This is a genomic window from Herminiimonas sp. NPDC097707 (assembly GCF_044761395.1).
Classification (GTDB): Bacteria; Pseudomonadota; Gammaproteobacteria; order Burkholderiales; family Burkholderiaceae_D; genus Oxalicibacterium.
Window position 1 is genome coordinate 212,406 of record NZ_JBIWCI010000002.1, and the last position, 26,963, is coordinate 239,368.

At 55.3% G+C, this 26,963-nt stretch carries 29 protein-coding genes; 7 read left to right on the forward strand and 22 right to left on the reverse strand.

Annotated elements, in window-relative coordinates; genetic code table 11:
- Positions 1 to 136: 136 nt before the first annotated feature.
- The 3 genes from thiE to thiS all read right to left on the reverse strand — a co-directional run bounded on the left by thiE (position 137) and on the right by thiS (position 1,938).
- On the reverse strand, positions 137 to 748 hold the full coding sequence (thiE, locus tag ACIQW9_RS14445; protein WP_402338521.1) for a thiamine phosphate synthase: 612 nt from the start codon (positions 746 to 748) through the stop codon (positions 137 to 139).
- A 31-nt stretch (positions 749 to 779) separates the two neighbouring features.
- Positions 780 to 1,580 carry a thiazole synthase gene (locus ACIQW9_RS14450; protein WP_402338523.1) on the reverse strand — a complete coding sequence of 267 codons (801 nt, stop codon included), beginning with the start codon at positions 1,578 to 1,580 and terminating at the stop codon, positions 780 to 782.
- A gap of 157 nt (positions 1,581 to 1,737) precedes the next feature.
- A complete protein-coding gene (gene thiS, locus ACIQW9_RS14455; protein WP_083781032.1) occupies positions 1,738 to 1,938 on the reverse strand; it encodes a sulfur carrier protein ThiS in 201 nt (66 codons plus the stop codon).
- A gap of 285 nt (positions 1,939 to 2,223) precedes the next feature.
- Here thiS and ACIQW9_RS14460 point away from each other — a divergent pair, with 285 nt between their 5' ends.
- Positions 2,224 to 5,136: a valine--tRNA ligase gene (locus ACIQW9_RS14460; RefSeq protein ID WP_402338525.1), complete on the forward strand. Its 2,913-nt coding sequence runs from the start codon at positions 2,224 to 2,226 to the stop codon at positions 5,134 to 5,136.
- A gap of 132 nt (positions 5,137 to 5,268) precedes the next feature.
- On the opposite strand, the gene ACIQW9_RS14465 is transcribed toward ACIQW9_RS14460, so the two are convergent.
- The 12 genes from ACIQW9_RS14465 to tyrS all read right to left on the reverse strand — a co-directional run bounded on the left by ACIQW9_RS14465 (position 5,269) and on the right by tyrS (position 15,435).
- Positions 5,269 to 6,111, reverse strand: coding sequence for a 2-keto-4-pentenoate hydratase (locus tag ACIQW9_RS14465; RefSeq protein WP_402338528.1), 843 nt, complete (start codon positions 6,109 to 6,111; stop codon positions 5,269 to 5,271).
- Between the two features lie 185 nt (positions 6,112 to 6,296).
- Complete coding sequence (locus tag ACIQW9_RS14470; protein WP_402338531.1) at positions 6,297 to 6,746, reverse strand: YaiI/YqxD family protein; 450 nt, start codon at positions 6,744 to 6,746, stop codon at positions 6,297 to 6,299.
- Positions 6,747 to 6,781: 35 nt separating this feature from the next.
- On the reverse strand, positions 6,782 to 7,840 hold the full coding sequence (ruvB, locus tag ACIQW9_RS14475; protein WP_402338534.1) for a Holliday junction branch migration DNA helicase RuvB: 1,059 nt from the start codon (positions 7,838 to 7,840) through the stop codon (positions 6,782 to 6,784).
- Positions 7,841 to 7,891: 51 nt separating this feature from the next.
- On the reverse strand, positions 7,892 to 8,470 hold the full coding sequence (gene ruvA, locus ACIQW9_RS14480) for a Holliday junction branch migration protein RuvA (protein ID WP_402338536.1): 579 nt from the start codon (positions 8,468 to 8,470) through the stop codon (positions 7,892 to 7,894).
- Between the two features lie 52 nt (positions 8,471 to 8,522).
- Positions 8,523 to 9,065, reverse strand: coding sequence for a crossover junction endodeoxyribonuclease RuvC (gene ruvC, locus ACIQW9_RS14485; protein WP_402338538.1), 543 nt, complete (start codon positions 9,063 to 9,065; stop codon positions 8,523 to 8,525).
- Between the two features lie 67 nt (positions 9,066 to 9,132).
- Positions 9,133 to 10,698, reverse strand: coding sequence for a bifunctional phosphoribosylaminoimidazolecarboxamide formyltransferase/IMP cyclohydrolase (gene purH / locus ACIQW9_RS14490; RefSeq protein ID WP_402338540.1), 1,566 nt, complete (start codon positions 10,696 to 10,698; stop codon positions 9,133 to 9,135).
- A gap of 159 nt (positions 10,699 to 10,857) precedes the next feature.
- Positions 10,858 to 11,091: a Fis family transcriptional regulator gene (locus ACIQW9_RS14495; protein WP_011869828.1), complete on the reverse strand. Its 234-nt coding sequence runs from the start codon at positions 11,089 to 11,091 to the stop codon at positions 10,858 to 10,860.
- An 88-nt stretch (positions 11,092 to 11,179) separates the two neighbouring features.
- The gene (gene dusB / locus ACIQW9_RS14500; RefSeq protein WP_402338542.1) at positions 11,180 to 12,196 is read right to left on the reverse strand and encodes a tRNA dihydrouridine synthase DusB; all 1,017 of its coding nucleotides are present in this window, start codon (positions 12,194 to 12,196) and stop codon (positions 11,180 to 11,182) included.
- Between the two features lie 128 nt (positions 12,197 to 12,324).
- The gene (locus ACIQW9_RS14505) at positions 12,325 to 12,975 is read right to left on the reverse strand and encodes a histidine phosphatase family protein (protein WP_402338544.1); all 651 of its coding nucleotides are present in this window, start codon (positions 12,973 to 12,975) and stop codon (positions 12,325 to 12,327) included.
- A 3-nt stretch (positions 12,976 to 12,978) separates the two neighbouring features.
- Positions 12,979 to 13,641 (reverse strand): YbhB/YbcL family Raf kinase inhibitor-like protein, encoded by a 663-nt coding sequence (locus tag ACIQW9_RS14510; RefSeq protein ID WP_402338629.1) that lies wholly within the window; start codon positions 13,639 to 13,641, stop codon positions 12,979 to 12,981.
- A gap of 62 nt (positions 13,642 to 13,703) precedes the next feature.
- A complete protein-coding gene (gene dtd, locus ACIQW9_RS14515; protein ID WP_402338546.1) occupies positions 13,704 to 14,153 on the reverse strand; it encodes a D-aminoacyl-tRNA deacylase in 450 nt (149 codons plus the stop codon).
- 40 nt (positions 14,154 to 14,193) lie between these two features.
- Positions 14,194 to 15,435 (reverse strand): tyrosine--tRNA ligase, encoded by a 1,242-nt coding sequence (gene tyrS, locus ACIQW9_RS14520; RefSeq protein ID WP_402338548.1) that lies wholly within the window; start codon positions 15,433 to 15,435, stop codon positions 14,194 to 14,196.
- 149 nt (positions 15,436 to 15,584) lie between these two features.
- Here tyrS and ACIQW9_RS14525 point away from each other — a divergent pair, with 149 nt between their 5' ends.
- Both ACIQW9_RS14525 and ACIQW9_RS14530 read left to right on the forward strand, forming a co-directional pair.
- Positions 15,585 to 16,955 (forward strand): peptidoglycan DD-metalloendopeptidase family protein, encoded by a 1,371-nt coding sequence (locus ACIQW9_RS14525; protein ID WP_402338550.1) that lies wholly within the window; start codon positions 15,585 to 15,587, stop codon positions 16,953 to 16,955.
- 94 nt (positions 16,956 to 17,049) lie between these two features.
- Entirely contained in the window at positions 17,050 to 18,189 is a 1,140-nt protein-coding gene (locus ACIQW9_RS14530; RefSeq protein WP_402338552.1) for an anhydro-N-acetylmuramic acid kinase, read from the forward strand.
- 88 nt (positions 18,190 to 18,277) lie between these two features.
- Here the strand turns inward: ACIQW9_RS14530 and erpA are convergent, their stop codons facing one another.
- The 6 genes from erpA to rplM form a co-directional block, all read right to left on the reverse strand.
- Entirely contained in the window at positions 18,278 to 18,628 is a 351-nt protein-coding gene (gene erpA / locus ACIQW9_RS14535; protein ID WP_011869820.1) for an iron-sulfur cluster insertion protein ErpA, read from the reverse strand.
- A gap of 50 nt (positions 18,629 to 18,678) precedes the next feature.
- Positions 18,679 to 19,083: a polymer-forming cytoskeletal protein gene (locus ACIQW9_RS14540; RefSeq protein ID WP_011869819.1), complete on the reverse strand. Its 405-nt coding sequence runs from the start codon at positions 19,081 to 19,083 to the stop codon at positions 18,679 to 18,681.
- Between the two features lie 12 nt (positions 19,084 to 19,095).
- Positions 19,096 to 19,863 carry a DUF6776 family protein gene (locus ACIQW9_RS14545; RefSeq protein WP_402338553.1) on the reverse strand — a complete coding sequence of 256 codons (768 nt, stop codon included), beginning with the start codon at positions 19,861 to 19,863 and terminating at the stop codon, positions 19,096 to 19,098.
- A gap of 18 nt (positions 19,864 to 19,881) precedes the next feature.
- Positions 19,882 to 20,919 (reverse strand): N-acetyl-gamma-glutamyl-phosphate reductase, encoded by a 1,038-nt coding sequence (argC, locus tag ACIQW9_RS14550; RefSeq protein ID WP_402338555.1) that lies wholly within the window; start codon positions 20,917 to 20,919, stop codon positions 19,882 to 19,884.
- 184 nt (positions 20,920 to 21,103) lie between these two features.
- Entirely contained in the window at positions 21,104 to 21,496 is a 393-nt protein-coding gene (gene rpsI / locus ACIQW9_RS14555; protein WP_011869816.1) for a 30S ribosomal protein S9, read from the reverse strand.
- A gap of 9 nt (positions 21,497 to 21,505) precedes the next feature.
- Positions 21,506 to 21,934: a 50S ribosomal protein L13 gene (gene rplM / locus ACIQW9_RS14560; protein WP_011869815.1), complete on the reverse strand. Its 429-nt coding sequence runs from the start codon at positions 21,932 to 21,934 to the stop codon at positions 21,506 to 21,508.
- Positions 21,935 to 22,233: 299 nt separating this feature from the next.
- Between rplM and ACIQW9_RS14565 the strand changes: the two genes are divergently transcribed.
- Positions 22,234 to 22,674: an OsmC family protein gene (locus ACIQW9_RS14565; protein ID WP_402338557.1), complete on the forward strand. Its 441-nt coding sequence runs from the start codon at positions 22,234 to 22,236 to the stop codon at positions 22,672 to 22,674.
- Positions 22,675 to 22,769: 95 nt separating this feature from the next.
- Here ACIQW9_RS14565 and coq7 read toward each other — a convergent pair whose 3' ends face one another.
- The gene (gene coq7 / locus ACIQW9_RS14570; RefSeq protein ID WP_402338559.1) at positions 22,770 to 23,405 is read right to left on the reverse strand and encodes a 2-polyprenyl-3-methyl-6-methoxy-1,4-benzoquinone monooxygenase; all 636 of its coding nucleotides are present in this window, start codon (positions 23,403 to 23,405) and stop codon (positions 22,770 to 22,772) included.
- 194 nt (positions 23,406 to 23,599) lie between these two features.
- Between coq7 and ACIQW9_RS14575 the strand changes: the two genes are divergently transcribed.
- The 3 genes from ACIQW9_RS14575 to ACIQW9_RS14585 all read left to right on the forward strand — a co-directional run bounded on the left by ACIQW9_RS14575 (position 23,600) and on the right by ACIQW9_RS14585 (position 26,946).
- Complete coding sequence (locus ACIQW9_RS14575; RefSeq protein WP_402338561.1) at positions 23,600 to 24,784, forward strand: porin; 1,185 nt, start codon at positions 23,600 to 23,602, stop codon at positions 24,782 to 24,784.
- Between the two features lie 325 nt (positions 24,785 to 25,109).
- Positions 25,110 to 26,195 carry a porin gene (locus tag ACIQW9_RS14580; protein WP_402338563.1) on the forward strand — a complete coding sequence of 362 codons (1,086 nt, stop codon included), beginning with the start codon at positions 25,110 to 25,112 and terminating at the stop codon, positions 26,193 to 26,195.
- Positions 26,196 to 26,370: 175 nt separating this feature from the next.
- On the forward strand, positions 26,371 to 26,946 hold the full coding sequence (locus ACIQW9_RS14585; RefSeq protein WP_402338565.1) for an SEC-C metal-binding domain-containing protein: 576 nt from the start codon (positions 26,371 to 26,373) through the stop codon (positions 26,944 to 26,946).
- Positions 26,947 to 26,963 lie beyond the last annotated feature (17 nt).

Below are 26,963 nucleotides of genomic sequence, written 5' to 3' on the forward strand. Positions count from 1 at the left end.
AATAACGCACTCACTCTGCAGACAAGCAACATTCTTGACGCAAAAAAATTGCCGGCCCCTCAACCGACACACTATGTCGAAGAAAGACCGGCAATCTGCATGCTTGCCGTGCGACGCATGCGCACGGAGATAAAAATTACTCGGCAAATAAATTGACGAAAGCGCGCGCCGCAGCCTGCGGATCGCCAGCGAGATAGATGCTGCTGATGGCGGCCACCATATCCGCACCATTCTTGACCAGCGGTGCCGCATTTTCTTTCGTCATGCCGCCAATCACGCAACTAGGCACCTTGCCTTGCTCTTTCCAGTGCGCGACGATCATGGGGTCTGTCGTGACCGGATATTTCTTCACTTTCGATGGATAGAAGCCGCCGAAAGCCACATAGCTGGCGCCTGCCGCTTCTGCTGCATGCGCCATTTCGAGGCTGCCGTAACAGGATGCGCCGAGTATCTTTTGCGGGCCGATCGCCTTGCGTACATCGGCCACCGCCATATCGGTACCGCCGACATGGATGCCGTCGGCATCGAGCTCCATGCACAGATCGATATAGTCATTGATGATGAACGGGCATTGATAACTTTTCGCGAGTGCCTGCAGACATTCAGCCTGTTCACGACGCAAAACGGCATCGGCCGTTTTATGGCGATATTGCAGCAGCGTGACGCCGCCTTTCAGCGCCAGTTCGGTGATTTCCAGCAACTTGCGGGTGTCGTCCCAATCCGGGGTGACGAGATACAAACCTTGCATACTATTCTTCCTGATGAATTCTATTGAATGTTTACTTAACCACGCGTCCCGCCATAGGCGAGGACGGCGAAGCAGAAAAGCGTTTGGCGATACGGCCCGCCAGATAGGCGTTGCGGCCGGCATCGATACCCAGCTTCATCGCATGCGCCATGCGTACCGGATCTTGCGCACCGGCAATCGCGGTGTTCATCAAGACGCCATCGCAACCCAGCTCCATGGCGATCGCCGCATCTGATGCGGTACCGACGCCGGCATCGACGATGACAGGCACCTTGGATTGTTCGATGATCAGCGACAGATTCCACGGATTGAGTATGCCCATGCCGGAGCCGATCAGCGAAGCCAGCGGCATGATGGCGGCACAGCCTATGTCTTCCAGCATGCGGGCCTGGATCGGATCGTCGCTGCAATAGACCATCACGTCGAAGCCATCCTTGACCAGCGTTTCTGCCGCTTTCAGGGTTTCCGGCATGTTCGGGAATAAAGTCTTTTCATCGCCCAGCACTTCCAGCTTGCAGAGTTTGTGACCGCCGAGGATTTCACGGCCCAGTTGCAGTGTATAGACCGCATCGGCGGCGTTGTAGCAGCCGGCAGAGTTGGGCAACAGGGTGAATTCGGATGGCGGCAAGACATCGAGCAAACTCGGTGCATTTGGGTCTTGCCCGATATTGACGCGACGGATCGCGACGGTGACGATTTGTGCACCGCTGGCCAGACTGGCTTCACGCGTTTGCGTCAGGTCTTTGTATTTGCCGCTGCCGACCAGCAGGCGTGAGCGATAGGTGGTGCCGGCGATGACGAATGGTGCGTCAGTGAATGTTGATGTGGTCATGGGGATTTCTGATATCGGGATGCCGAGGCGGTCGAGCGTCGTGCAGAGCGACGCAAACCGCATTCAAATTAAAGTAAACAATCTTAAATATTGCAGGAACAGTTGTTCCCCATATTCATTTCAGCGCGGATGAAAACCCTGGACTGCGCCCATGCAATCAACCGCCACCGATAGCGCGTACAACATCGACGCGATCGGCTGCCTGCAACTGTCGTTGCGCCCAGGCGCTGCGTGGCACGATTTCACGGTTGATCGCTACCGCCACAGCCTTACCGGCCAGCGACAAGCCGGCAATCAACTCTTCCACGTTCTGGTTCGCTGGCAACTGATGCGCAGCTCCGTTTAGTTCGATTTCCATCATCGCTTCACTATTTCCAATGGGGTGCATGCTGCTCGCCTGACTTGAAACAAATCGGAGCAAAAAATTGTATTCCGCCGCACAGCAACGTCCGCAATGTCCGTCTGCGCCGCCCGTTTTGCCTTGCAGGGCAATCGCCATCCTGCAGGAACAGCCATCTCTTGCATAAAAATCAAGGCTGGTATCCATCGGAGGAGTCAGAATTCTACCATTTACCTGCATCCCGGGCGATGCATGGCGCATCGTCACTTATAATGCTTGATTCGATTCAATTCTTTCAAAATCATGGAATTAGCCAAGTCTTTCGATCCTGCCGATATAGAAGCGTTCTGGCGCACAGAATGGGAAAAACGCGGATATTACACCGCCACCACCGACGCCGACAAACCATCCTTCAGCATACAGTTACCGCCGCCTAACGTAACCGGCACCCTGCATCTGGGGCACGGTTTCAATCAGACCATCATGGATGGTTTGACGCGCTACCATCGCATGCGCAACTTCAACACGGCATGGATACCCGGCACGGATCATGCCGGCATCGCCACGCAAATCGTGGTGGAACGCCAGCTCGATGCACAAAAAATTACGCGCCACGATCTGGGCCGCGAAAAATTCATCGAGAAAGTCTGGGAGTGGAAGGAAAAATCAGGCTCCATCATTACCGGCCAGATGCGCCGCCTCGGCACCTCGCCGGACTGGAGCCGTGAATACTTCACGATGGATGAACCGCGCTCGAAAGTGGTGACGGAAGTATTCGTGCGTCTGGTCGAACAAGGCTTGATCTATCGCGGCAAACGTCTGGTCAACTGGGATCCGGTGCTCGGCACTGCCGTCTCGGATCTGGAAGTCATCTCGGAAGAAGAAGACGGCCATATGTGGAATATCCGCTATCCATTGGCGGACGGTTCCAGCTACAAGTTCCCGATTGCATACGACGAAGCCGGCAATGCGACCGAATGGGAAGAACGCAACTTCATCGTCGTCGCCACCACGCGTCCGGAAACAATGCTGGGCGACGTCGCGGTTGCCGTTGATCCTGACGACGAACGTTATACACATCTGGTCGGCAAGCTGCTGACCTTGCCGCTGTGCGATCGCGCCATTCCCATCATTGCCGACGATTACGTCGACAAGGAATTCGGCACCGGCTGCGTGAAGATCACGCCTGCGCATGACTTCAACGATTACGCTGTCGGCCAGCGCCACAACCTCGACAAGATCGGCATCCTGACGCTGGATGCCAAGATCAATGAATTCGCACCAGTCGCGTATCAAGGCATGGACCGTTACGTCGCACGCAAACAGATCGTCGCCGATCTCGATGCGCAAGGTTTGCTGGAGCTGGTCAAGCCGCACAAACTGATGGTGCCGCGCGGCGATCGCACGAATGCCGTGATCGAACCAATGCTGACCGATCAATGGTTTGTGGCGATGAGCAAACCCGCACCGGAAGGCACGCACTTCCCGGGCAAATCGATTACAGAAGTGGCACTGGAAAAAGTCGCCAGCGGCGAAGTAAAACTGCTGCCGGAAAACTGGGCCAATACCTACAACCAGTGGCTCAACAATATTCAGGACTGGTGTATTTCACGACAATTGTGGTGGGGCCATCAGATCCCGGCATGGTACGACAGCGAAGGAAAAGTCTACGTCGCACGCAATGAAGAAGAAGCCAAGGCCAAGGCTGCAGCACTGGGCTATAACGGCCCGCTGACACGCGACGAAGACGTACTCGATACCTGGTTCTCTTCCGCACTGGTGCCGTTTTCCACACTGGGCTGGCCGGAAGAAACGCCGGACTTCAAAAACTTCCTGCCATCGTCGGTACTTGTCACCGGTTTCGACATCATTTTCTTCTGGGTTGCACGCATGGTCATGATGACCACGCACTTCACCGGCAAGGTGCCATTCAACACCGTGTATGTGCATGGCCTGATCCGCGACAGCAGCGGGCAGAAAATGTCGAAGTCGAAAGGCAACACGCTCGATCCTATCGATCTGATCGACGGCATCAGCGTCGAAGACCTGGTCGCCAAACGCACGGTCGGCCTGATGAATCCGAAGCAGGCTGCGAGTATCGAAAAAGCCACGCGCAAGGAATATCCGAACGGCATTGCCGCCTACGGCACCGATGCACTGCGCTTCACGATGGCGAGCTATGCCTCGCTGGGTCGCAACATCAATTTCGATTTGCATCGCTGCGAAGGCTATCGCAATTTCTGCAACAAGCTGTGGAATGCCACCCGCTTCGTGCTGATGAATTGCGAAGGCCAGGATTGCGGCTTCGACAAAGCGGGACCATGCGCACCCGGCGATTGCCCAACGAACGGAGAAGCGGGCGGCTATACCGATTTCTCGCAAGCGGATCGCTGGATCGTCTCCAAGCTGCAACGCACCGAGGCGGATATCGCCAAGGGCTTTGCCGACTATCGCTTCGACAATATTGCGTCATCGCTGTACCAGTTCATCTGGGATGAATATTGCGACTGGTATCTGGAAGTGGCGAAAGTGCAGATCCAGACCGGCACCGAAGCGCAGCAACGCGCGACACGCCGTACGCTATTGCGCGTACTGGAAACCATCTTGCGTCTGGCGCATCCGATCATTCCATTCATCACCGAACAGCTGTGGCAAACCGTGGCACCGCTGGCCGGTCACAAAATGAATCCGGCGGGTGATTCCATCATGATGCAGCCTTATCCGGAAGCACAGCCCGGCAAGCTGGATGAGCAGGCGGAAAGCTGGATGGCGGAATTGAAATCCATGACCGACGCCTGCCGCAATCTGCGCGGCGAAATGCAGTTGTCGCCGGCCTTGCGCGTGCCGCTGATCATGGAAGCCGGCGATCCCGCACAGGCTGCGCGTCTGCAATCGTTCGCACCGTATCTGCAGGCATTGGCGAAACTGTCGGAAGTCAATGTTGCCGAGCAGTTGCCGGAATCGCCGGCGCCAGTGTCCATCGTCGGTGCTGCCAAGCTGATGCTGAAAGTGGAAATCGATGTGGCCGCCGAACGCGAACGCCTGAGCAAGGAGATTGCACGTCTGGATGGCGAAATCACCAAAGCCAACAGCAAGCTCGGCAATGAAAGTTTCGTTGCCCGCGCACCGGCGCAAGTGGTGGCGCAAGAGAAGGAACGCGTTGCCAACTTCTCCGCCACACTGGAAAAACTGCGCGAACAATTTGCCAAGCTGTAACGCGCAAGCTGCACGTTGCCGGCCAATTTAACCGGCAAGAAAAAACGCCTGACTTCGTCAAAGAAGTCAGGCGTTTTTTATTATTCAGCGCGCTGAATGAACGGCGCTATCTCAAGAATCCATCTACATGCATTACACAAACGAAAGCGTCATGCCAGGCAAGGCAACGCCGGAAAAAGCGGTCGACCAGGTTTGTCCGGGCTTGACTGGATATGCATCCGTCAGTGTGCCGGTGGCAATGATTTCACCTGCCGCCAGCGGCGCAAACTGCGCTTGCATCTTCAGGGTTTCATGCAGGTTCAACAGTGCATGCAGCGGGCTATCCAGTACATTGCTGCCGTAACCCGCGCTATGCAAAGTGAACTCTGCGCCCTCGCTGTACGACAGGGAAACGCTGGCTGCGGTCAGGATGTCCGCCAGGTTGCGTCGCGTCGCCGCTGACAGCATATGCGGTTCGCCGACGATCAGACTGCCGTGAAAGCCGAAAGCGGCAACGGCATCGGCGGCTTCAAATTTCCAGTTGGGAAACGGGCAGTCAACCAGTTCAAAGCCATGCGCCATCCATTCTATGCAATCGGCGATATCGTTCAGCGTCGCATTTTTCTTCGGCGCCCGGCGCAGTTTGAATACGATCTCCGGTTCGATGCGCGGCTGTACGGCTCCCGTCAGACTTTGCACGCCCTGATTGTTGTCGGCATAACGCACGGTATCGTCATAGATGTGCGCCCAGATCGGTGCCTTGATGGGTTCTTGTTCACCGTACTTGGGCCAGATTTTGCGATTGGTGAAACCGATCTTGCGACCGATCGGCGTTTCACCCTGCGCAATGCGAATATCGACTATGCATTTGGCAATATCGTAACCGTCGGCAATCGACAAGGCGGTTTCCTTGCTGATACAGGGAATTTGCTGCGAACTCGCTCGGGCGGCCAGTAACTGGTGCGCGTAGCGGTTGGCTTGGGTAGACATCAACATGAGGGGCTCGCGCAGAGAAATAAATGAAGCAAACGAATTGCATTCGACGCAACATTCTTACATAAGGTTCATCTCCTGCAAAGCTGCAAGCTATCTGCAAGTATAAAAAAATGGGATTGCCGGAAGCGCCTGGCATTGAACAATACCGGCGGCAATATATTGCCATTTCGACCAGTCGACAGGAATTACTTTCCTATTCGGGTCAAAAAACGATCCAGCTGGTTGGCAAAATTGCGCGTGTCACTCTGGCTGAACGCAGCCGGGCCACCAGTGTCGACGCCACTGCTGCGTAATTCATCCATAAAGGTACGCATTGTCAGTTGTTGCTGAATCGTGTCCTTGGTATAAAACTCGCCGCGCGGATTCAGTGGCAAGCCGCCTTTTTCCAGCACATCGGCAGCCAGCGGGATATCGCCGGTAATGACCAGATCGCCTTCCTGCACCAGACGCACGATTTCATTGTCGGCCACATCGAAGCCGGCCGGTACCTGTATCGCCCGGATGAAACGCGAGGGCGGCGTGCGCAATAGTTTATTCGCCACCAGTGTGACCTGCACTTCCAGCCGGTCAGCAACGCGAAAAAGCACATCCTTGATCACACTGGGACAGGCGTCGGCATCAACCCAGATTTGCATGGAATTCTTTCAGATGGAATGGCTGCTATGCGGGCTTATTGCCCGCCCCACAACTCACCGTTAGGGCCGGTTTGCGGCGCCGTGACACCGAAATGCGCGTAGGCCACTGGCGTTGCGATGCGGCCGCGCGGCGTACGTTGCAAAAAGCCTTGCTGGATCAGATACGGCTCCAGTACGTCTTCGATGGTATCGCGCTCTTCGCCGATTGCGGCAGCCAGATTGTCGAGACCGACCGGACCGCCGTTGAATTTGAACAGCACCGCTTCCAGCAACTTGCGATCCATCACATCGAAACCGACCGGATCGACATCCAGCATCACCAGCGCAGCATCGGCCATGGCCTTGGTAATGTCGCCATTGCCTTTGACTTCCGCATAATCACGCACGCGGCGCAGCAGGCGATTCGCAATACGCGGCGTGCCGCGACTGCGCTTGGCGATCTCGAATGCACCGTCTTCATCGATAGGTGCATTCAACAATGACGAGCTGCGTGTGACGATCTTGGTCAATTCCAGCGGCGTGTAAAACTCCAGCCGCGCCACGATGCCGAAACGATCGCGCAAGGGATTGGTCAGCATGCCGGCACGCGTCGTGGCGCCGACTAATGTGAATGGTTGCAGGTCGAGTCGCACCGATCGAGCTGCCGGACCTTCGCCTATCATGATGTCAATCTGATAGTCCTCAAGCGCAGGATACAAAATTTCTTCGACCACCGGCGACAGGCGATGGATTTCGTCGATGAACAGCACGTCGTTGGCTTCGAGATTGGTCAGCAGCGCAGCCAGATCGCCGGCGCGTTCCAGCACCGGGCCGGAAGTCTGGCGCAGATTGACGCCCATTTCGCGCGCGATGATGTGCGCCAATGTGGTCTTGCCCAAACCCGGCGGGCCGAACAGCAAGGTGTGGTCCAGCGCTTCGCGCCGTTGCCGCGCGGCGGTAATGAATATCTCCAACTGGCCGCGGATTTTTTCCTGCCCCACATATTCGTCCAGGTGTTTGGGGCGCAGTGCGCGCTCGATCGCCTCTTCATTGGCGGAAGCGGGCGTGGCGGCAATGATGCGTTGTTCGCTGAAATCGTCGGTTTGAATACTCATGGTCGCATTGTAGCGTGAGGGCAGCGGAATTTAGTCACAGAGCATTTGCACTCAGGCTTTTGACAGTGCCTTCAGCGCCAGCTTGATGCCGTCGGAAACACCACTACCGGCCGGCACCTGCTTCATCGCCAGCAGCGCTTCCTTGTCGGAGTAACCCAGCGCCAGCAGTGCATTCAGAATATCGGATGTAGCATCGCTGTGAATCGCACCGCCGGCGGCGCCCAGATCGGCGCCGAGTTTGCCTTTCAATTCCAGCAGCAGACGTTCCGCAGTTTTCTTGCCTATACCGGGAATTTTGGTCAGGCGTCCGGCTTCCTGCAAGGTGATGGCATTCGACAAATCGGCCACCGACATGCCGGACAAAATCGACAAGGCGGTACGTGCGCCTATGCCGGTGATCTTGACCAGTTGTTTGAACACATTGCGTTCTTCCGCAGTGCCGAAGCCGAACAGAATGTGCGCATCTTCGCGTACCGTCAGATGCGTCAGCAGGGCGACTTTTTCACCCAGGCCGGGCAGATTGTAGAAGGTGCTCATAGGCACGTTGACTTCATAACCAACACCATTGCAATCAACCAGCAATTGCGGCGGATTTTTCTCGAGCAGAGTTCCAGAGAGACGACCTATCATCGTGACGACCTTGGTAATAAGGGTTGTAAATTGCTAAATGCGTAAGCGTGCATTATCCGACCAGGCGGCCGCCGCGCACGCGCAAGCCTTTTTTCGCCAGCTCCGGCGCCAGAGCGCCCAGCATACTCAGAGTTTCACCGCTATGCGCATGACAGATTGCCACGCCCAGCGCATCGGCCGCATCGGTGCCGGGCAAACCGGATAGCTTCAACAAGCGTTGCACCATATCCTGCACCTGCGCTTTTTGCGCCTTGCCCTGCCCCACCACCGCCTGCTTGACCTGCAAGGCCGTGTACTCGGCCACAAATAAGTCAGCGCCCACTAATGCGCAAATCGCAGCACCACGTGCCTGTCCAAGCAAGAGAGTCGATTGGGGATTGACGTTGACGAAAACTTTTTCTATCGCCGCGCAATCCGGTTTGTAGGTTGCGATTACTTCCGCAACACTGACAAGTATGGTTTTGAGACGCTGCGGCAAATCGGCATCCGGCGTCTTGATGGTGCCCGAGGCAATGTAGCTGAGCTTGTTGCCCTGCTTCTCGATCACGCCGAAACCGGTAGTACGCAAGCCGGGATCGATGCCGAGAATTTTCATGGGATATATGGGTAGAGTTAGGTTGATGCGACCTTGGTCGCATCAAGCTTTTTGCTTAATTTATTGTTTAGTGACGGAAATGCCGGGTACCGGTCAGCATCATCACGATGCCGTGTTCGTCAGCTGCGTCGATGACTTCCTGATCGCGCATCGAACCGCCCGGATGGATCACCGAGGTTGCACCCGCTTCAACCACGACATCCAGACCATCGCGGAACGGGAAGAATGCATCCGACGCAACAGCGGTGCCGACCAGCGACAAACCTGCATTTTGCGCCTTGATCGCTGCGATGCGCGCCGAATCAATACGGCTCATCTGGCCAGCGCCCACGCCCATCGTCATGCCATTGGCGCAGAACACGATCGCATTCGATTTGACGAACTTGGCAACGCGCCACGCGAACATCAGATCCTGCAATTGCTGCGGCGTCGGTTGCTTCTTGCTGACGATTTTCAATTCGGCCAGCGCGACATTTTTCGCATCCGGCGATTGCACCAGCAAGCCGCCGCCTACGCGTTTGAAGTCGTGACTGTTGACTGCATCGCCGAGCGGGATTTCCAGCAAGCGGACGTTTTGTTTCGCGGCGAATATTTTCTTCGCCTGTTCGGTAAATGATGGCGCAATCAGCACTTCGACAAATTGCTTGGCAACCGCTTCCGCCGCATTGCCATCGACTTCGCGATTGAAGGCGATGATGCCGCCAAAGGCTGAAGTCGGATCGGTTTGCAATGCCTTGCTGTAAGCCTCGAACGGCGTAATGCCGACTGCCACGCCACAAGGATTAGCGTGCTTGATGATGACGCAAGCTGCTTCATCAAAAGTCTTCACGCATTCCCATGCAGCATCTGCATCGGCGATATTGTTGTACGACAGTTCCTTGCCCTGCAATTGCGTGTAGTTCGCCAGTGCGCCGACCTGCGGATTGCTTTCGCGATAGAAGGCTGCCGACTGATGCGGGTTTTCGCCATAGCGCATTTCCTGCACTTTTTCAAAATGCAGGTTCAGCGTAGCCGGATAGGAACTGCGCGTTGCGTGCTGCTTGTCCGCACCCAGCGAAGTGAAATAGTTGGTGATCGCACCATCGTATTGCGCAGTATGCGCGAACACTTTTTTCGCCAGCGCGAATTTGGTTTCGTACGTTGCTTCACCGTTGTTGGTGTTCAATTCATGCAACACCAGGCTGTAATCGGAAGGATCGCAAATGACGATCACATCCTTGTGATTCTTGGCGGACGAACGCAGCATGGCGGGGCCGCCGATATCGATATTTTCAATTGCATCTTCCAGCGAGCATTCGGCCCGCGCAACAGTTTGCTGGAATGGATACAGATTGACGACCACCATATCGATGGTGGGAATGTCGTGTTTGCTCAGCGCAGCAACATGCTCGGGGAAATCGCGGCGCGCCAGAATGCCGCCATGCACTTTCGGATGCAGCGTCTTGACGCGGCCGTCCAGCATTTCCGGGAAGCCGGTGTAATCGGCAACTTCCGTCACGCTGATACCGTTTTCCGCCAGCAATTTTGCAGTGCCGCCGGTCGACAGAATGTTAACGCCCATGGCGGACAAGGCGCGTGCAAAATCGAGTACGCCTGTTTTGTCGGAAACTGAGATGAGAGCTTGTTTGATCATGATGGGATAGGTGGACTAATTTAAATAAGGTAAAGGCGCAAGGCAATCTATCTTCGCGGGCTTGTTGCCCTTGCCTTATTTACTTCCTGCGCGAATAACAGGAAGAAAGGTATTGCAGCAGACGTTTGCACTACTTTGACAATGAATTCTACCCGCGCCTTACAGCATGTCGTGCTGTTGCAACTTCTTGCGCAGGGTGTTGCGATTGATGCCCAGCATGTCGGCGGCGTGCGACTGATTACCTTCGGCACGCTCCATGACTGCTTCCAGTATCGGCTTTTCGACAGTAAATACCACCATCTCGTAAACATTCGATGGCATTTGCTCGCCCAGATCCCTGAAATATTTTTCCAGGCTTTTCTTGACGACGTCTTGAATATTATCTTTGCTCATGTGTTCGTTGATTGCGCGTTTTTATAATCGTTTTTATAAATTTCCGGAGCCGGCTATCGCCATGTCAATGACAATAACGGACCGGTTATCAGGCGGCCAACTTTTCTTCAGTCGGACGATATTGTAACCGTTCGCCATGGGTCAGCTGCAACTCAAAAAATTCATTCACGGCCGCCAGTTGCTGTTCACAGTCTTCCAGGCGGTTCATCTGCTGGCGAAATGCTTCACCGCCTATCAGCTCGCGCACATACCAGCCTATGTGCTTGCGCGCCGTACGTACGCCCAGATACTCGCCGTAAAAAGCATAGTGTGCGCGCAAATGCTCATCCATCAGGGACCGCACTTCAGAAATCAGCGGCGCCGGCAAATACGTGCCTGTATGCAGGTAATGCACGATCTCGCGAAATATCCACGGTCGCCCCTGTGCAGCGCGACCTATCATAATCGCATCGGCACCCGTGGCCTCCAGCACGAACTTCGCCTTCTCCGGCGTCGTAATGTCGCCGTTTGCCACAACGGGGATCGATACCGCTGCCTTGACCGCAGTAATCATCTCGTACTCTGCTTCGCCACTGTAACCATCGGCACGCGTGCGACCATGCAAAGTCAACATCGCAATACCGCTCTGCTCGGCAATACGTGCAATGTTCAATGCATTCTTGTGCGCCCTATCCCAACCGGTGCGAAACTTCAGCGTGACCGGTACATCGACTGCGGCAACCACGGCTTCGAGAATGTCCGCCACCAGCGATTCGTGTTGCAACAAGGCAGAACCGCACCAGCTGTTGCAGACTTTCTTGACCGGACAACCCATATTGATGTCGATAATTTGCGCACCGCGATCGACGTTGAATTTTGCACATTCAGCCAGCATCAGCGGATCGGCACCGGCGATCTGCACCGCCTTCGGCTCCACTTCGCCATCGTGATTCGTCCGGCGCGTGGATTTGTCGGTCGCCCACAAACGCGGATTGGAGGCCGCCATCTCGGACACCGCATAACCGGCGCCCAGTTGCTTGCACAATTGGCGAAACGGTCTATCGGTCACCCCCGCCATCGGGGCGACAAACACATTGTTCGGTAGGGAATAAGGGCCGATGTTCACGACGCAGGCTGACAGTGGGAGAAAGCGCTATTTTATCTGCATCTGCCAGCGGGCCAGTCGCGTTTTAGATTAAAAGCAATGAAATAGGGCAAACGTTGTATTTCATGGCGCTTTTGTTATCAATCTGCTTATGCCGCGTTATCGCTTTCGTCCAGCGTGGCATGCGCAAGATGTGCAACATCAGCCCATTTCAGTATCTGAAAATGCGCACCATCCCAACTGACGCGATTGATGCTGGCATTAAGTACATCGAAATCGCGCGGATGTTCGTAACCCATGCTCTTTGCATGACGATAAACGGAATCCAGCACGCCACCATGCGTGACGATGGCAATTTTCCGGTAGCCGGGCGTATTAGCCAGGCCGGCAATGGCTGCAATGGCACGCGTTGAAAATTCACGCAGCGTTTCTGCATGAAACTCACCTGGCGGATAACGCGCATCGATATCGCGTCCTTTCCAGGCCGTATATTCGTCCGGATAGCGCGCATGGATTTCCGGATGCAACAAACCTTCCAGGGCGCCAAAACAGCGCTCGCGCAAATCCTTGTGCAGTTGCACACTCATGCCGCGCGGTATCGCAATTCCCTGCGCCGTACCCAATGCGCGTTTCAAGTCGCTGGAAAAAATGGCATCCAAGGGTTCATCCAGCAAAGCACGGCCAAGCGCCGCAACTTGCCGCACACCTTCACGATTCAAATCGATATCGGTATGCCCCTGCAGCCGCTTCTCGACATTCCAATCGGTTTCGCCGTGGCGAATCAACAGTATTTCAGTCATGTTTTATTTCGTTGTCGGCAACACAGCCGGATTCAATCCATACCATCCGCAGAGGCTGGCCTGCGCCAGCACGTGTCCGGCAATCGCATCGCGTACTTGCGCACCCGTGAACTTACCATCGACTGGAACCTGTGCAATATCCAGTGCGTACAAGGTGAATACATAACGATGCACGATCGCATCGTTCCACGGCGGGCACGGGCCATCATAACCAAAATAATCGCCCGCCATTTGTGCATCCTGCGCAAACCAGCCGGTGTAATCGTTGAGGCCCTGACGTGGATTAATCTGCGCGCCGTCTATCGGCGAGGCAGTAATCGCCGGGCCGGATTTGCCGCGCGGCGTGACGCCGTCACTGAATGACGCGGCGTCAATCTGCGCAATACCGGGCGGCACATCGACCAGCACCCAGTGAAAGAAATCGACACGCGGCAAATCGGCCGGCACGGTTTTGCCTTCCTGATTAACGTCGTCGCCGCGCGAAGGCACATCGGGATCGTGCACGATCAAGGTCAGCGATTTTGTACCAGCGGGCACATCACTCCACGCCAGATGCGGATTTTTATTGGTGGACAAGGCGACATGCGTCACCGGATCGATCACGCAAAATGCGTACTCACCAGGAATCGCAGCGCCGTCCTCAAAATCATCACTCCATAACTTCATCATGTGCCCACCTGTTTTCTGTGACGCTATTTTACCGGCCGCTGCATCAACACAGCGGCAAGTCAAATCGCCGGCTTGACCTGCAACCAGAATGTCACCGGCCCATCGTTGGTCAATGATACCTGCATGTCGGCGCCGAACTCTCCGGTCGCGACCTGCGCATGTCTTTGTGCGGCCTGCGCAACGAAATAATCAAACAGCTTGCGCGCCAGTTCCGGCGCGGCTGCCGGCGTGAAAGACGGGCGCGTGCCGGAGCAGGTGTCGGCGGCCAGTGTGAATTGCGGCACCAGCAGCAAACCGCCGGCAACATCCATCACACTGCGATTCATCTTGCCGGCATCGTCGGCAAACACGCGATACGCCAACAACTTGCCCAGCAAGGCATCTGCCTCCTTCTGCGTGTCGCCGCGCTCTGCGCATAGCAACACCATCAAACCCGCATCGATGGCGCCTATCGTGGCGTCATTCACCACGACGCTGGCGCACGTCACCCGCTGCAACAAGGCAATCATGCAGAATCTTTACAAAAGCAGTTCATGAACACCTGTTTGATTACGACAAGGTAACGCGCGCAAATTTACGCTTGCCAACTTGCACCACGACGGTGCCCGCTTCCACTTTCAAGGCCTTGTCGCTAATCACCGTGCCATCGATACGCACACCACCCTGCTCGACCATGCGCAAGGCTTCCGACGTCGAAGCGCACAGATTCGCCTGCTTCAGCAATTGGCCGATACCGAGCGGCGCACCACTCAAAGCCAGCTCGGGAATATCGTCCGGAATACCGCCCTTGGAGCGATTGACGAAATCGGCCAGCGCATCTTCAGCGGCCTGCACCGAGTGGAAGCGCGCAACGATTTCCTGCGCCAGCAAGACCTTGATATCGCGCGGATTGCGGCCGCCCTCGACTTCCTGCTTGAACTGCGCAATCTCAGCCAGCGAACGGAAGGACAACAACTCGTAATAACGCCACATCATCACATCAGAAATACTCATCAGCTTGGCGAACATCGTGTTGCCCGGCTCGGTGATGCCGATGTAATTGCCTTTCGATTTGGACATCTTTTCGACGCCGTCCAGACCTTCCAGCAAAGGCATGGTCAAAATGCATTGCTGCTCCTGACCGTAACTCTTTTGCAATTCGCGACCGACCAGCAAATTGAATTTCTGATCGGTGCCGCCCAGTTCCAGATCCGACTTCAGCGCCACCGAATCGTAGCCCTGCATCAGCGGGTACAGGAATTCATGCAGTGAAATCGGCGTATTCGACTGAAAACGCTTGGTGAAATCTTCGCGCTCCAGTATTCGCGCCACCGTGTATTTCGCCGACAGCTCAATCATTCCGCGTGCGCCCAGCGGATCGCACCATTCGGAGTTGTAACGGATCTCGGTGCGCGCCGGGTCCAGCACCAGGCTGGCTTGTGCAAAATAGGTTTTCGCGTTCTCGCTGATCTGCTCTTTCGTCAATGGCGGACGCGTGATATTGCGCCCGGACGGGTCACCTATCATCGAGGTAAAATCGCCGATCAAAAAGATCACCTGATGGCCCAGATCCTGCAACTGACGCATCTTGTTCAGCACGACAGTGTGCCCAAGGTGCAAATCCGGTGCGGTAGGGTCCAGACCGAGTTTGATGCGCAAAGGCTTGCCGCTCTGTTCGGAGCGCGCCAGTTTTTGCGCGAACTCGGTCTCGATTAACAATTCTTCAACACCGCGCTTGGCGACCGTCAAGGCCTCCTGCACTGCGTCGGAGAGAGGCAATAGTGTCGCTTTGCTACTTGAAGAAACGTCCATGTTTTGGAAAAAAAGTGTAAGAAATAGAGGTAAGAAAAGCAGAAGTGGTTACAATGCTTTTCGATATGATTTTCAGGCACTTATAACCTTGCCGTTCATCAACAATAAAAGCAAGAGCACTGAACAAGCGGCAGATTTTAACTTATTGCATGTTCACATTAAATAAATTCCTGAGCGCAAGCTCCCGTTACAAAAGTCTTTTACTCGGCTCCTCTCGCAAGACACGCGTCATTTCCGGCTCCGCACTGGTGCTGGCAGTATGCGCTTTTGGCGCCGCAGGCGTGGCGCCTATGGCGCCCGACGCAGACGATTTGCCGATCAAATCCATTACGCAGGAATTAGCCTTGCCGCATCTGGCCGAGCAAATTGCTGCGCTGGAAGCCAAGCCGCAAAACTATATCAGCGAAGAACGGGTGCGTTCCGGCGATACGTTGGCCACCTTGCTCGATCGCCTGGGTGTAGACGACAACGAGGCCGCCGCCTTCATCAAGTCAGACCCGATTGCCCGCAGCGTCATGCAGTTGAAAGCCGGCAAACGCGTGCAGGCGCAAACCGACGCAAACGGTGAATTGAACTGGCTCAGCAGCACGGTTTCCGGCGGCCGCAACGAAGCGCTCACGAATATCGTGATCACGCGCGAAGGCAATCGCCTCAAGGCAGCCGAAATGCCGGTCGCGATGGAAAAGCGCATCGAGATGCGCTCCGGCACCATCCGCTCCTCGCTGTTTGCCGCGACCGATGCTGCGCAAATTCCCGACAACATTGCATCGCAAATCGTTGACATGTTTTCCACCAACATCGACTTCGGTTCCGATCTGCGCCGCGGCGACCGCTTCAACGTGGTCTATGAAACCTTTTGGCAAAACGGCGAGTACGTACACGCCGGCCGCGTGCTGGCGGGCGAATTCATGAACGGCCCGGCAACGTATCAATCGGTCTGGTTTGAAGAGCCAGGCAACACGCAAAGCGGCGGCTATTACAGCTTCGACGGCAAATCATTGAAAAAAGCTTTCCTGAAATCGCCGCTTGAATTTTCGCGTATCTCATCCGGCTTCTCGCTGCGCAAACATCCGATTTCCGGCAAGTGGAAAGCACATAAGGGCGTTGATTTCGCCGCCGCGACTGGCACCGCCATCCGCGCTTCCGGCGATGGCGTCATCGATTTCGCCGGCAAACAGGGCGGCTACGGCAATGTGGTCGTTATCAAGCACTGGTCGAAATATTCCACCGCCTACGCCCACATGAGCCGCTTCGCCGCCAATATGCGCAAAGGCACCAAAGTCAGCCAGGGGCAGGTAATCGGCTATGTTGGCACCACCGGCTGGTCGACCGGCCCGCATTTGCATTATGAATTCCGCGTCAACAACGAGGCACGCGACCCCATGTCGGTTGATATCCCGAATGCGGCGCCTTTGACTGCGGCGCAAATGCAGCGTTTCCGCAACGTCGCTGGCGATATGTCGCACCGCTTTGCGCTGCTGGTTCCGGAAAACAGCAATACCCGACTGGCGGCGAAGTAAGCAAAACACTCCCACTGCGTAAAACTGCAGCAAAAAACCGTTCGTTCGGTGCAGAGTGACTTAAAATCACTTTTCCTCGACGAACGGTTTTTTTATGTCCACTCCTGATACCCGCCCCGCTCTTTTCATCGGCTTGATGTCCGGCACCAGCCTCGATGGCGTCGATGGCGTACTGACAGCATTTTCCCCCGATGGCATGCCGCAACAAACTCTGGCCGCTGCCTACGTCGCGTTTTCAGACTCTTTGCGCGCCGAACTGATGGCCCTGCAAACTGCAGGGCCGGATGAAATCCATCGCGAAGCCCTGGCGGCCCATCAGTTGGCCGAATACTATGCGGAATGCGTAAGTACACTGTTGCGCGAAGCGAAAGTCGGGCCGGAAAACGTACTGGCAATCGGCGTGCACGGGCAAACCATACGGCACCGGCCGGAAGCCGGCTACACGCGTCAGACCAACAATCCGGCCGCGCTGGCCGAATGGACGGGTATCGATGTGGTGGCAGATTTCCGCAGTCGCGATATTGCTGCCGGCGGCCAGGGCGCACCGCTGGTGCCGGCCTTCCATCACGCGCTGTTCAGCGACGCCGGAGAAAACCGCGTACTCGTCAATATCGGCGGCATCTGCAATATCAGCGTCTTGTCGCAAGATCGCAATGCGCCTGTGATTGGCTTCGATACCGGCCCCGGCAACGTCTTGATGGATGCATGGATAGCGCAGCACAACGGCCAGCCTTATGACGCCAATGGCGACTGGGCGAAGACCGGCAAAGTAAATGCCGCGCTGTTGAAAGCACTGCGTGACGAAGCATTTTTCAGCATGCCTCCACCAAAAAGCACGGGGCGCGACCTGTTTCATCCAGCCTGGCTGGCGCACAAGCTGGCCGACTTCCCGCAGATACACAGCGCCGATGTGCAGGCTACACTCGCCGTTTTCACGGCGACCACCTTGAGCGATGCAATCAAGACGCATGCCCCGCAAACCCAGGCAGTCTATGTCTGCGGCGGCGGTGCCTACAACGATTATCTGATGACGCTGATCCACTATGCGCTCAGACTGCACAATCCATCGATACAGGTCGCCTCGACTGCCGCGCTGGGCGTGGCGCCGAATCAGATGGAGGCGCTGGCCTTTGCGTGGCTGGCACAGCGCTTTTACATGCGCGAACCGGGCAATCTGCCTTCGGTAACGGGAGCACGCGGCTTACGCATTCTGGGCGCGCTGTATCCGGCCTGAGTTTCCTCTCGCGATACAGACGTAAAAAAAGCGCAGAATCTTCTGCGCTTTTTTGTTTCAGGCCATGAGGCCCGAAGAGGGAGTGATATCAAGCGGTAAAGGACGAGCCGCAACCGCAAGTTGTCGTTGCGTTAGGATTCTTGATGACGAATTGCGCGCCTTCCAGATCATCCTTGTAATCGATTTCTGCGCCGACCAGATATTGATAGCTCATGGAATCGATCAACAGCTGTACGCCGTTCTTGGTCATCGTGGTGTCGTCTTCATTGACGATTTCATCAAACGTGAAACCGTACTGGAAGCCGGAGCAACCGCCGCCCTGCACGAACACGCGCAACTTCAAATCCGGATTACCTTCATCCTCGATCAGTTCGGCAACCTTGGCTGCAGCGCTGTCGCTGAAAAGGATAGGGGATGGCATTTCGGCAATTGCATTCATTTCAAACTCCTGCTGGAAAACGATACTTCATTATAGACCTGAGTCAGACTTTACGTATTATTGGCAGCAAGTACGGGCATAGCCAACTTCAAAATCGGCTCTTCCATCGTATCGTGCGTCAATTTCCCCGAAACGACAGCGCCGCCATGCATCTCCAGCGCCTTGTAATGCACATCGCCAGTTATGCGGGCTTTCGGCTGCAATTCAAGTAGTTCCGACGAATATACCGGTCCGACGATAACACCATTGACGAGCAAATGCGCAACGCGTACTTCGCCTTCGACCTTGGCATGTTCGGAAATCACCAGCATACTGGTTTCATCCGCATCCGCGATCACATCGCCCTTCACACAGCCATCGATGCGCAATCCACCCTTGAAATGCACATTACCTGCAATATTTGTTGCTGCGCCAATCAGACTATCAATCGTACTTTTTGTTTTCCGGCTAAACATGATGACGCTCCTTTACAAATCTGTAGACTGTTGCGCACGCATCGTGCCTTTTTCAAGAACCTTGATCTGGACTGATTTGACCGTCGCACCTTCTGGCAGGGCCAGCACCCCTTCGATACGCTGATAATGCCTGAACGATAGCCTGAACTTATCGGCGGCGTCCGGTTTCGGGAGGGTCATGATAGCACTTTTGCCCTCCTGCACCAGTGTCACAACCAGCTGGTAGTTCCCTATGAAATCAGAGACCAGTTTACCGCCTTGCATCAATAATAGTCGATAACGCAATTGCCCCGGCTCAGCCATATCCGCCTTGAAACGGCGTATCGTGATGCCTTGCGCCCCGGTATTGGTTGGCAACAGGCTCTCGAAGAAGGAAAGATCATCCTTCAGTTTGCTGTTTTCCGACTCCAGCGTCTTGATCTGCCGGGTCAGTTGCGCCTGCAACGAGCGCTCTATATTCAGCTGGCTTTCCGCTGCATTGACCGTGGTTTGAAAGCGGTCGCGCTCGGCGCTGATCTGCTTGATCTGTTCCTGAATCTCGACCAGTTGTGGTGCGCTTGCCCCCTTGTTGAAACTGGTAAAGCTGCGTCCCAAATCGTAGGCCCACATCGCAATCGCCGCACTCAAACCCAGCACGACAGCAATCACGATCACGCGCAAAGGCCAGGGCAGATGATTCTTGATCGTCATCCGCGGCGCGGAAATGGACCAGCGCTGCCACCATAGCTTGCGCTGCAATGATTTGAAAACCGGTTTCGGTGCCTGCTTTGCTTTCGTCATGCTATTGCGCGTGTTTCATTACGGCAGCACCGGCACGTGCAGCAAACCGGTTGTTTCCGGCAGGCCGAACATCAAATTCATGCATTGCACCGCCTGGCCAGAAGCGCCTTTTACCAGATTGTCCTGCACAACCAGTATCACGATCGTGTCGCCATCATTTGGGCGGTGCAAGGCAATGCGCAACATATTCGACGCGCGCGTGGAACGCGTTTCAGGATGCGAACCGAAAGGCATTACATCGACGAAGGGTTCGTTGGCGTAGGCATTTTCAAAGAGTGCTTGCAAGGCCGCGTTGTCCATCTCTTTCGTCAGGCGCGCATACATCGTCGAATGCATGCCCCGTATCATCGGCACCAGATGCGGCGCAAACAGCAGACCGACTTTATGCCCGGTCAAGGTCTGCAAGCGCTCTACCGTTTCAGGTGAATGCCTGTGGCCGGATACGCCATATGCCTTGAAGTTGTCGCCCGCTTCCGCAAACAGCATGCTCACTTCCGCCTTGCGACCGGCGCCCGACACACCTGATTTGCAGTCGGCGATCAAATGCGATGCATCGATGACATCCGCCTTCAACAGCGGCGCCAAGCCCAGTTGCATGGTCGTTGGATAACAGCCGGGATTGCCGACGATGCGCGCCTTGCGGATTGCATCCCGGTTCAGTTCAACCAGGCCGTAGGCAGCTTCTTTCAACAGATCAGGGCAGCTATGCGGCATCTTGTACCACTGCTCAAACGCGGCAAGATCCTGCAAGCGGAAGTCGGCTGCCAGATCGATCACCTTGACGCCGGCCGCCAGCAATTCCGGCGCCTGCGCCATTGCCACACCGTGCGGCGTGGCAAAAAAGACCACATCGCATTCAGTTAATTTAGCTTTGTCCGGCGAGGAAAACGCCAGATCGACGCGGCCGCGCAACGATGGGAACATGTCGGAAACCGGCAAACCATCTTCTTTGCGCGAGGTAATCGCAGTCAATTCGACTTCCGGGTGTGTCGCCAAAATACGCAACAACTCGACGCCCGTATAACCGGTACCACCGACGATGCCAACCTTGATCATGTTTCTTCCTAGCAAACTTTACTTCGTTTTATTTTAACAGGCGATGCCGCCGCATTGCTTGGGCGACCTCAGGAAAAGATGTAACACCCGGGGTTGAACAAACGGGGACCCAGATGAAAAAAGCCGCCAGGTGCAAACCAGGCGGCTTTTCGGTGCGCTGAAAACGCGCGCACTTTCGTGAATATTAACGCTTGGAGAACTGTTTTGCGCGACGAGCTTTGCGCAGACCAACCTTTTTACGTTCAACTTCACGTGCATCGCGAGTAACAAAGCCGGCTTTCGACAGCTCTGGTTTCAAGGTTGCATCGTAGTCGATCAGGGCACGGGTAATGCCGTGACGCACAGCACCCGCTTGACCGGATTCGCCGCCGCCGTTGACGTTGACCATGATGTCGAAAGTTTCGACATTGTTGGTCAATTCCAGAGGTTGACGAATCACCATCAGGCCGGTTTCGCGCGAAAAATATTCATTCGCTGGCTTGCCGTTGACGACGATCTGGCCGGAGCCCGATTTGATGAAAACGCGAGCCACTGCACTTTTGCGACGGCCGGTTCCGTAGTTGTAGTTACCGATCATGTCCGTTCCTTACAGTTCAAGTGCTTTTGGTTGCTGCGCGGCGTGCGGATGAGTTTCCTCAGCGTACACTTTGAGCTTCTTGATCATCGCGTAGCCGAGTGGGCCTTTAGGCAACATGCCCTTGACCGCTTTCTCGAGCGCACGACCTGGAAAACGCTCTTGCATTTTCTTGAAGTTGGTTTCATAGATACCGCCTGGATAACCAGAGTGGCGATAGTATGTTTTGTCTGTTGCTTTGGTACCGGTCACGCGCAGTTTGCCTGCGTTGACGACGACAATGAAGTCGCCTGTATCGACGTGAGGGGTAAATTCCGGTTTGTGTTTGCCGCGCAGTCGGAGTGCCACTTCGCTGGCAACACGTCCGAGGACTTTGTCCGTCGCGTCAATCACGAACCAATCGCGCTGGACTTCGTGTCCTTTAGCGGAGAAGGTTTTCATGATGACTTCCTAAATAATTAAATCGCTCAAATGGTGGTTACGCGCGCCCTGCTGCCTTGTTTGCCCGCGTACTCGGCCTTGTTATCTCTTCCTGAGCAAACGAAAGAACCGCAGATTATAGTCTTTTCAAGGACTTAGCGTCAAATTTAATCTTCCCGGGACAAGCATTTTCTCGTGCCGTCCTTGCTATTGCGCGTCTTGCAAGACAAAAGTCGCATCGACCCGGTGATTTACACGCTTATTGAACGCCGGCCAAACAGTTACAATGACACAACTAAACGCAACTGAATGAGAAAACCATGGAATGCACAGTACGTTGGACCGGCTTGTCCGGCATGACTTTTTTGGCTGAAACTGGCTCTGGCCACATCGTCGCGATGGATGGCGCGCCGGAAGGTGGGGGCCGTAACTTGGCGCCGCGCCCGATGGAAGTAGTCTTGCTGGGCACTGGCGGCTGCACCGCCTACGATGTGGTCGTGATCCTGCGCAAGAGCGGCCAGGACGTGCGCGGCTGCGAAGTGTCGCTCAAATCGGAGCGCGCAGAAACCGATCCGAAAGTCTTCACCAAGGTCCACTTCCACTTCACCGTCAGCGGCCGCAACCTGAAAGCCAATGTGGTGGAGCGCGCCATCAAGCTCTCGCACGACAAATACTGCTCGGCGTCGATCATGATGGAGAAAACAGCAGAAATCACACACTCGTTCGAGATCGTGGACGACGCAGCGCCTGCTGCTGCCTGATTTACCGCGTGACTGGAAACGTCACGCGCAAGACCAAGCTGTTTTTCTCCCGGAGCTGATTGCAAAGATCAGCTCCGATAGCTTCCCGCCTGTTATTAAATGTAATAAGCGGTCGTGGTCATGATCTTGGACATTGCCTGCATGCCTTTTTGCGCCAGCGGCGACACGGCTTGCGCACCCAGAGCTTGTGCAGCGGAGCCATGCGCCACTTCATCGGCACTCATTTGCGCGACCACTGCCAGCGACTTCGCATCCTGCGGTGGCAAACGGTTCATATGCTCATTCAGATGCGCTTCAACCTGACGCTCGGTTTCCACCACAAAACCCAGACTGCGCGCATCGCCCAGCTTCGCCGCAACCGTACCCAGGGCATAGGCGCCGGCATACCAAAGCGGGTTCAATAAACTTGGGCGCGAGCCCAGCTCACGCAAACGCTGCGCGGTCCACGCCAGATGATCTTCTTCTTCGCGACCGGCCAGTTCAAATTGCTGTTTGATGGCATCGCTATGCGCGAACTGCGCCTGCGCCTGGTACAGCGCCTGTGCGCACACCTCGCCGACATGATTGACCCGCATCAGGCCTGCGCTATGCCGGCGCTCGGCATCGCCCAGCACGCCATCTGCAACACCGCTTGCCGGACTCGGGCGCGAAGCGGCAGACACGCCGCTGATCACACGCAAAGCGCTATCGAAATGCCGGATGAAGCGATCAAAAGGACTTATGTATTTCATATCCTGCTCAAGGTAAGGTTTGTTGTAAGGGGGCGACGTGCCATCTCAATACTGGCCGTCTTTTGCGAAATGCTAACGCATGTCAAAAAGAATTTGTACGAACTTCACTTAGCCTGTATCAGTAATCTGTGAATTGCGGAACGTTATACACCAACAATCCGAAAAAATAACAGACCACCCCTTCCGCTCCAAAAATGAAAATTGCACACTTCCTGTTGACAGGCATCGGCTTCCTTGCCGGCATGGCAGATGCCCAGCCAGCCATGACTATTTACGGCACCTTCAAAGAAAATGGGAGTCCGCAACCTACCGACGCCGGCGGAGCCAAAACAGCTTTCATCAACGATGGCGCACCCTCATCTATTAGTATGTACGGCACCATAGACAGTGGCATACGTCATGTAACGAATACCACTGCAAGTGGAGGCAGCACCACAAAGCTGGGGTCTAACGGCGAGTATTACAACAACCGTCTCGGCATCAAAGGTACGGAAAATCTGGGCGGCGGCCTGAATGTGCACTTCCACCTGGAAAGCGGATTCAACACCGGCACCGGCGAACTCGACAACAAGGAAAATCGCCTGTTCAACCGGATTTCATCCATCGGCATCGCCGGCTCCTTCGGCTCCCTCGACTTCGGCCGCCAGCCATCGGTTGCCTGCAAGGCGGTTTATTCCTACGAGCCCTTTCAGTATCGCTATGTGCATATCATTCCGCTGGCAGGCGCAGTCGCCGGCAATATCGATGGCAAGGTACGCAGTCCGTATGGGCCGATGAACAGCTTTGGAACGATAGATGGCCCCCGTTTCAGCAACGGCATCCAGTATTTCGGCAAGTTCGGCAGCTTTACCGCGAGCGCGGAATACATCATGGGCGAAGTCCCCGGCAGCAGCCGCAATCAGGCGGCCAAGGCAGTCGGGCTCGTCTATAACGACGGCATCTTTACTGTCGGCGGCGCCTACACCAAACAAAAACCAAACATCGCCGCCGCCGGTGCAATTACCCCCGATTACCGTGAGCAAAACCAGATCACCTTCGGCGGCGGCTACAAGATAGATGCCCTCCGCATTACCGGCGGCTATATCAACACCACAACGGCCATTACCAGTCAGGCAAAAAACATCTGGCTGGGCGCGCGTTACGATTTCACGTCGGCCGCCAGCCTGACGGCCGGTTATTACCGCACCACGCTAGAAGCTACGCGAAATGAAATCGCCAGACGCAACTTGCTGATCGTCGGTGCCACTTACGCCCTGTCGCCGCGCACCAGCCTATATGCCGATATCGATCAAGCCGTATTGCATGGGCTTGCCTCTCTGCCGCCCGGCAGACAAACCCGGCAAACCGGCATTTCAGCCGGGATCAGCCATATGTTTTAGAGTTACCTCTCATCGCAGACCGATGCCGGATGGATCACAATGCGATGCAGACCAATATAAATACAACAACATTGCCCGCATCATCACATGTCACGCACACCTCGTTTTGGCATACTGCCACACCGCTTTGTTGCAAAAAAACGTCACTTCCGCCCTTTCAACCATGCGCTTTTGATATTTTGGTTGTCACTGCGGGGCTAATTTGTTTCAATCAGAACGTCGCCTTGTAATAAGGATTGCGCAAGGCAGGCAGCTCCGCAGGATCTATGTGCATCACTTGCTGGCAAGTGTGTATTTCTAAAACAACATTTGAGGAAACTTTTAAATGAAAAAATCGCTTCTGGCATTAGCCGTATTGGGCGCATTCGCAGGTGCTGCATCGGCACAATCGTCCGTTACCGTCTACGGTATCATGGACCTGGGCATCACCAGCATAGACGACGGCAATGTAGCCGGCCGTACAACCGGCATCACTTCGGGCAACCAATCGGCTAGCCGCATCGGTTTCAAAGGCACTGAAGATCTGGGCAACGGCCTGAAAGCCAACTTCATGTTGGAAAGCACGATTGCAGCTGACGCCGGCACCACCAATGCAACCACCGGCATGTTTAACCGTTTTTCTACCGTTGGCCTGTCGGGCAACTTCGGCGCTGTGAATCTGGGTCGCCAAGTTTCGGCAATCAAAGATGCATACGACCAAATCGATCCGTTCGGTGACGGCGGCACGATCGCTCCTATCAGCCAAACTTTCTTCGGCGGCGCACTGGCTGGCGACAATGGCCGTATCTCCAACTCGATCAAGTACACCAGCAATTCGTTCAGCGGCTTCAAATTCGGCGCAGCTTACGGCTTTGGTGAAACAGCAGGTTCGACCAGCAAAAACAGCAACGCTGGCGTGAACGCTGGCTATGCAAACGGCCCATTGAATGTTCAGTTTGGCTACCACACTCAGGATCGCAATCCTGGCGCAGCCGTACCTGGCTTCGGTGGTGCGACCACCGCTGTTGTTGATGGCAAATCTAACGCTACGTTCCTGGGCGCAACCTACGACTTCGGCGTAGCGAAATTGCACGCAGCTTATGGCGACAGCAAAATCAAAGATGCTGGCAAAGCAGATCTGAAAGCGCGTAACTACCTGATCGGCGTAAGTGCGAAAGTTGGCGCAGCTGGCTCGATCATGGCTTCGTACTCGGTCAACGACAACCGTACTGTTGGCGCGCTCAACGCAGACTCGAAACGTGCTGCCATCATGTACGCATACGACCTGTCAAAGCGTACCAACCTGTACGCCGGTTACTCGCACACCTCGAACGATGCCAACGCACGTCTGGGCTTGGCTACTGGCGCTGCTGTAGCTCCAAACGGCGAAAACGCATCGGTCTTCGCCGTTGGTATGCGTCACAAGTTCTAATTCCCGGCAGGCCTAGCCTGCTTGGTTTGAACTGTTTTATAAAAAGGCACCTTCGGGTGCCTTTTTTATATTCCGGGTACGCGAATAACTTTCTCGCGCATCCGCTACAGGCAATACAGCAAAAAAAGTGTACTCGCATCATAATGACGCCTTGCCATGAAAGGTAGTTCGCGAAGTGAAACCCAGTAGAAACGATCCATGTCCTTGCGGCAGCGGCAAGAAATACAAGAAATGCTGCGGCCAGGTTATACAGATAGCACCCGTCAAGCCGCAAGCTGCCAGCAATGCGCCGCGCGCATGCTGGGATTGCACTGCCTGCTGCGACGGCTGGCTGGCGTCGACGATCTACGGACATGAAATGAAACCCGGCGTGCGCTGCCATTTCGTGCGCGACGGCGGTTGCAGTATTTATGAAACGCGGCCGGATTCTCCCTGCCGCCAGTTTTCCTGCGGCTGGGTCGATCCCGACAGCCCCTTCCCGGAGTCCTTCAAACCTACCGAGCTAGGCGTGATCATCGTGAAAACCACCTGGCGCGGCCAGGCAGCTTACCGGCTGGCCTATGGCGGGCGCGATCTGACTGCGACAGAGCTGGAATGGATGATGAACTTCAGCCGCCAAACCGGGCGGCCCTTCTTTTACGAGCAGGCCGGCGAAACCCTGGGTTACGGACCGCAAGCCTTTATAGAAGATATGCAAAACAAGATCCTGCGCGGCATTCCCCTGTTCGAGTCGCATGCTGCATCGCGCTAATAGCGCAGGCATCATCC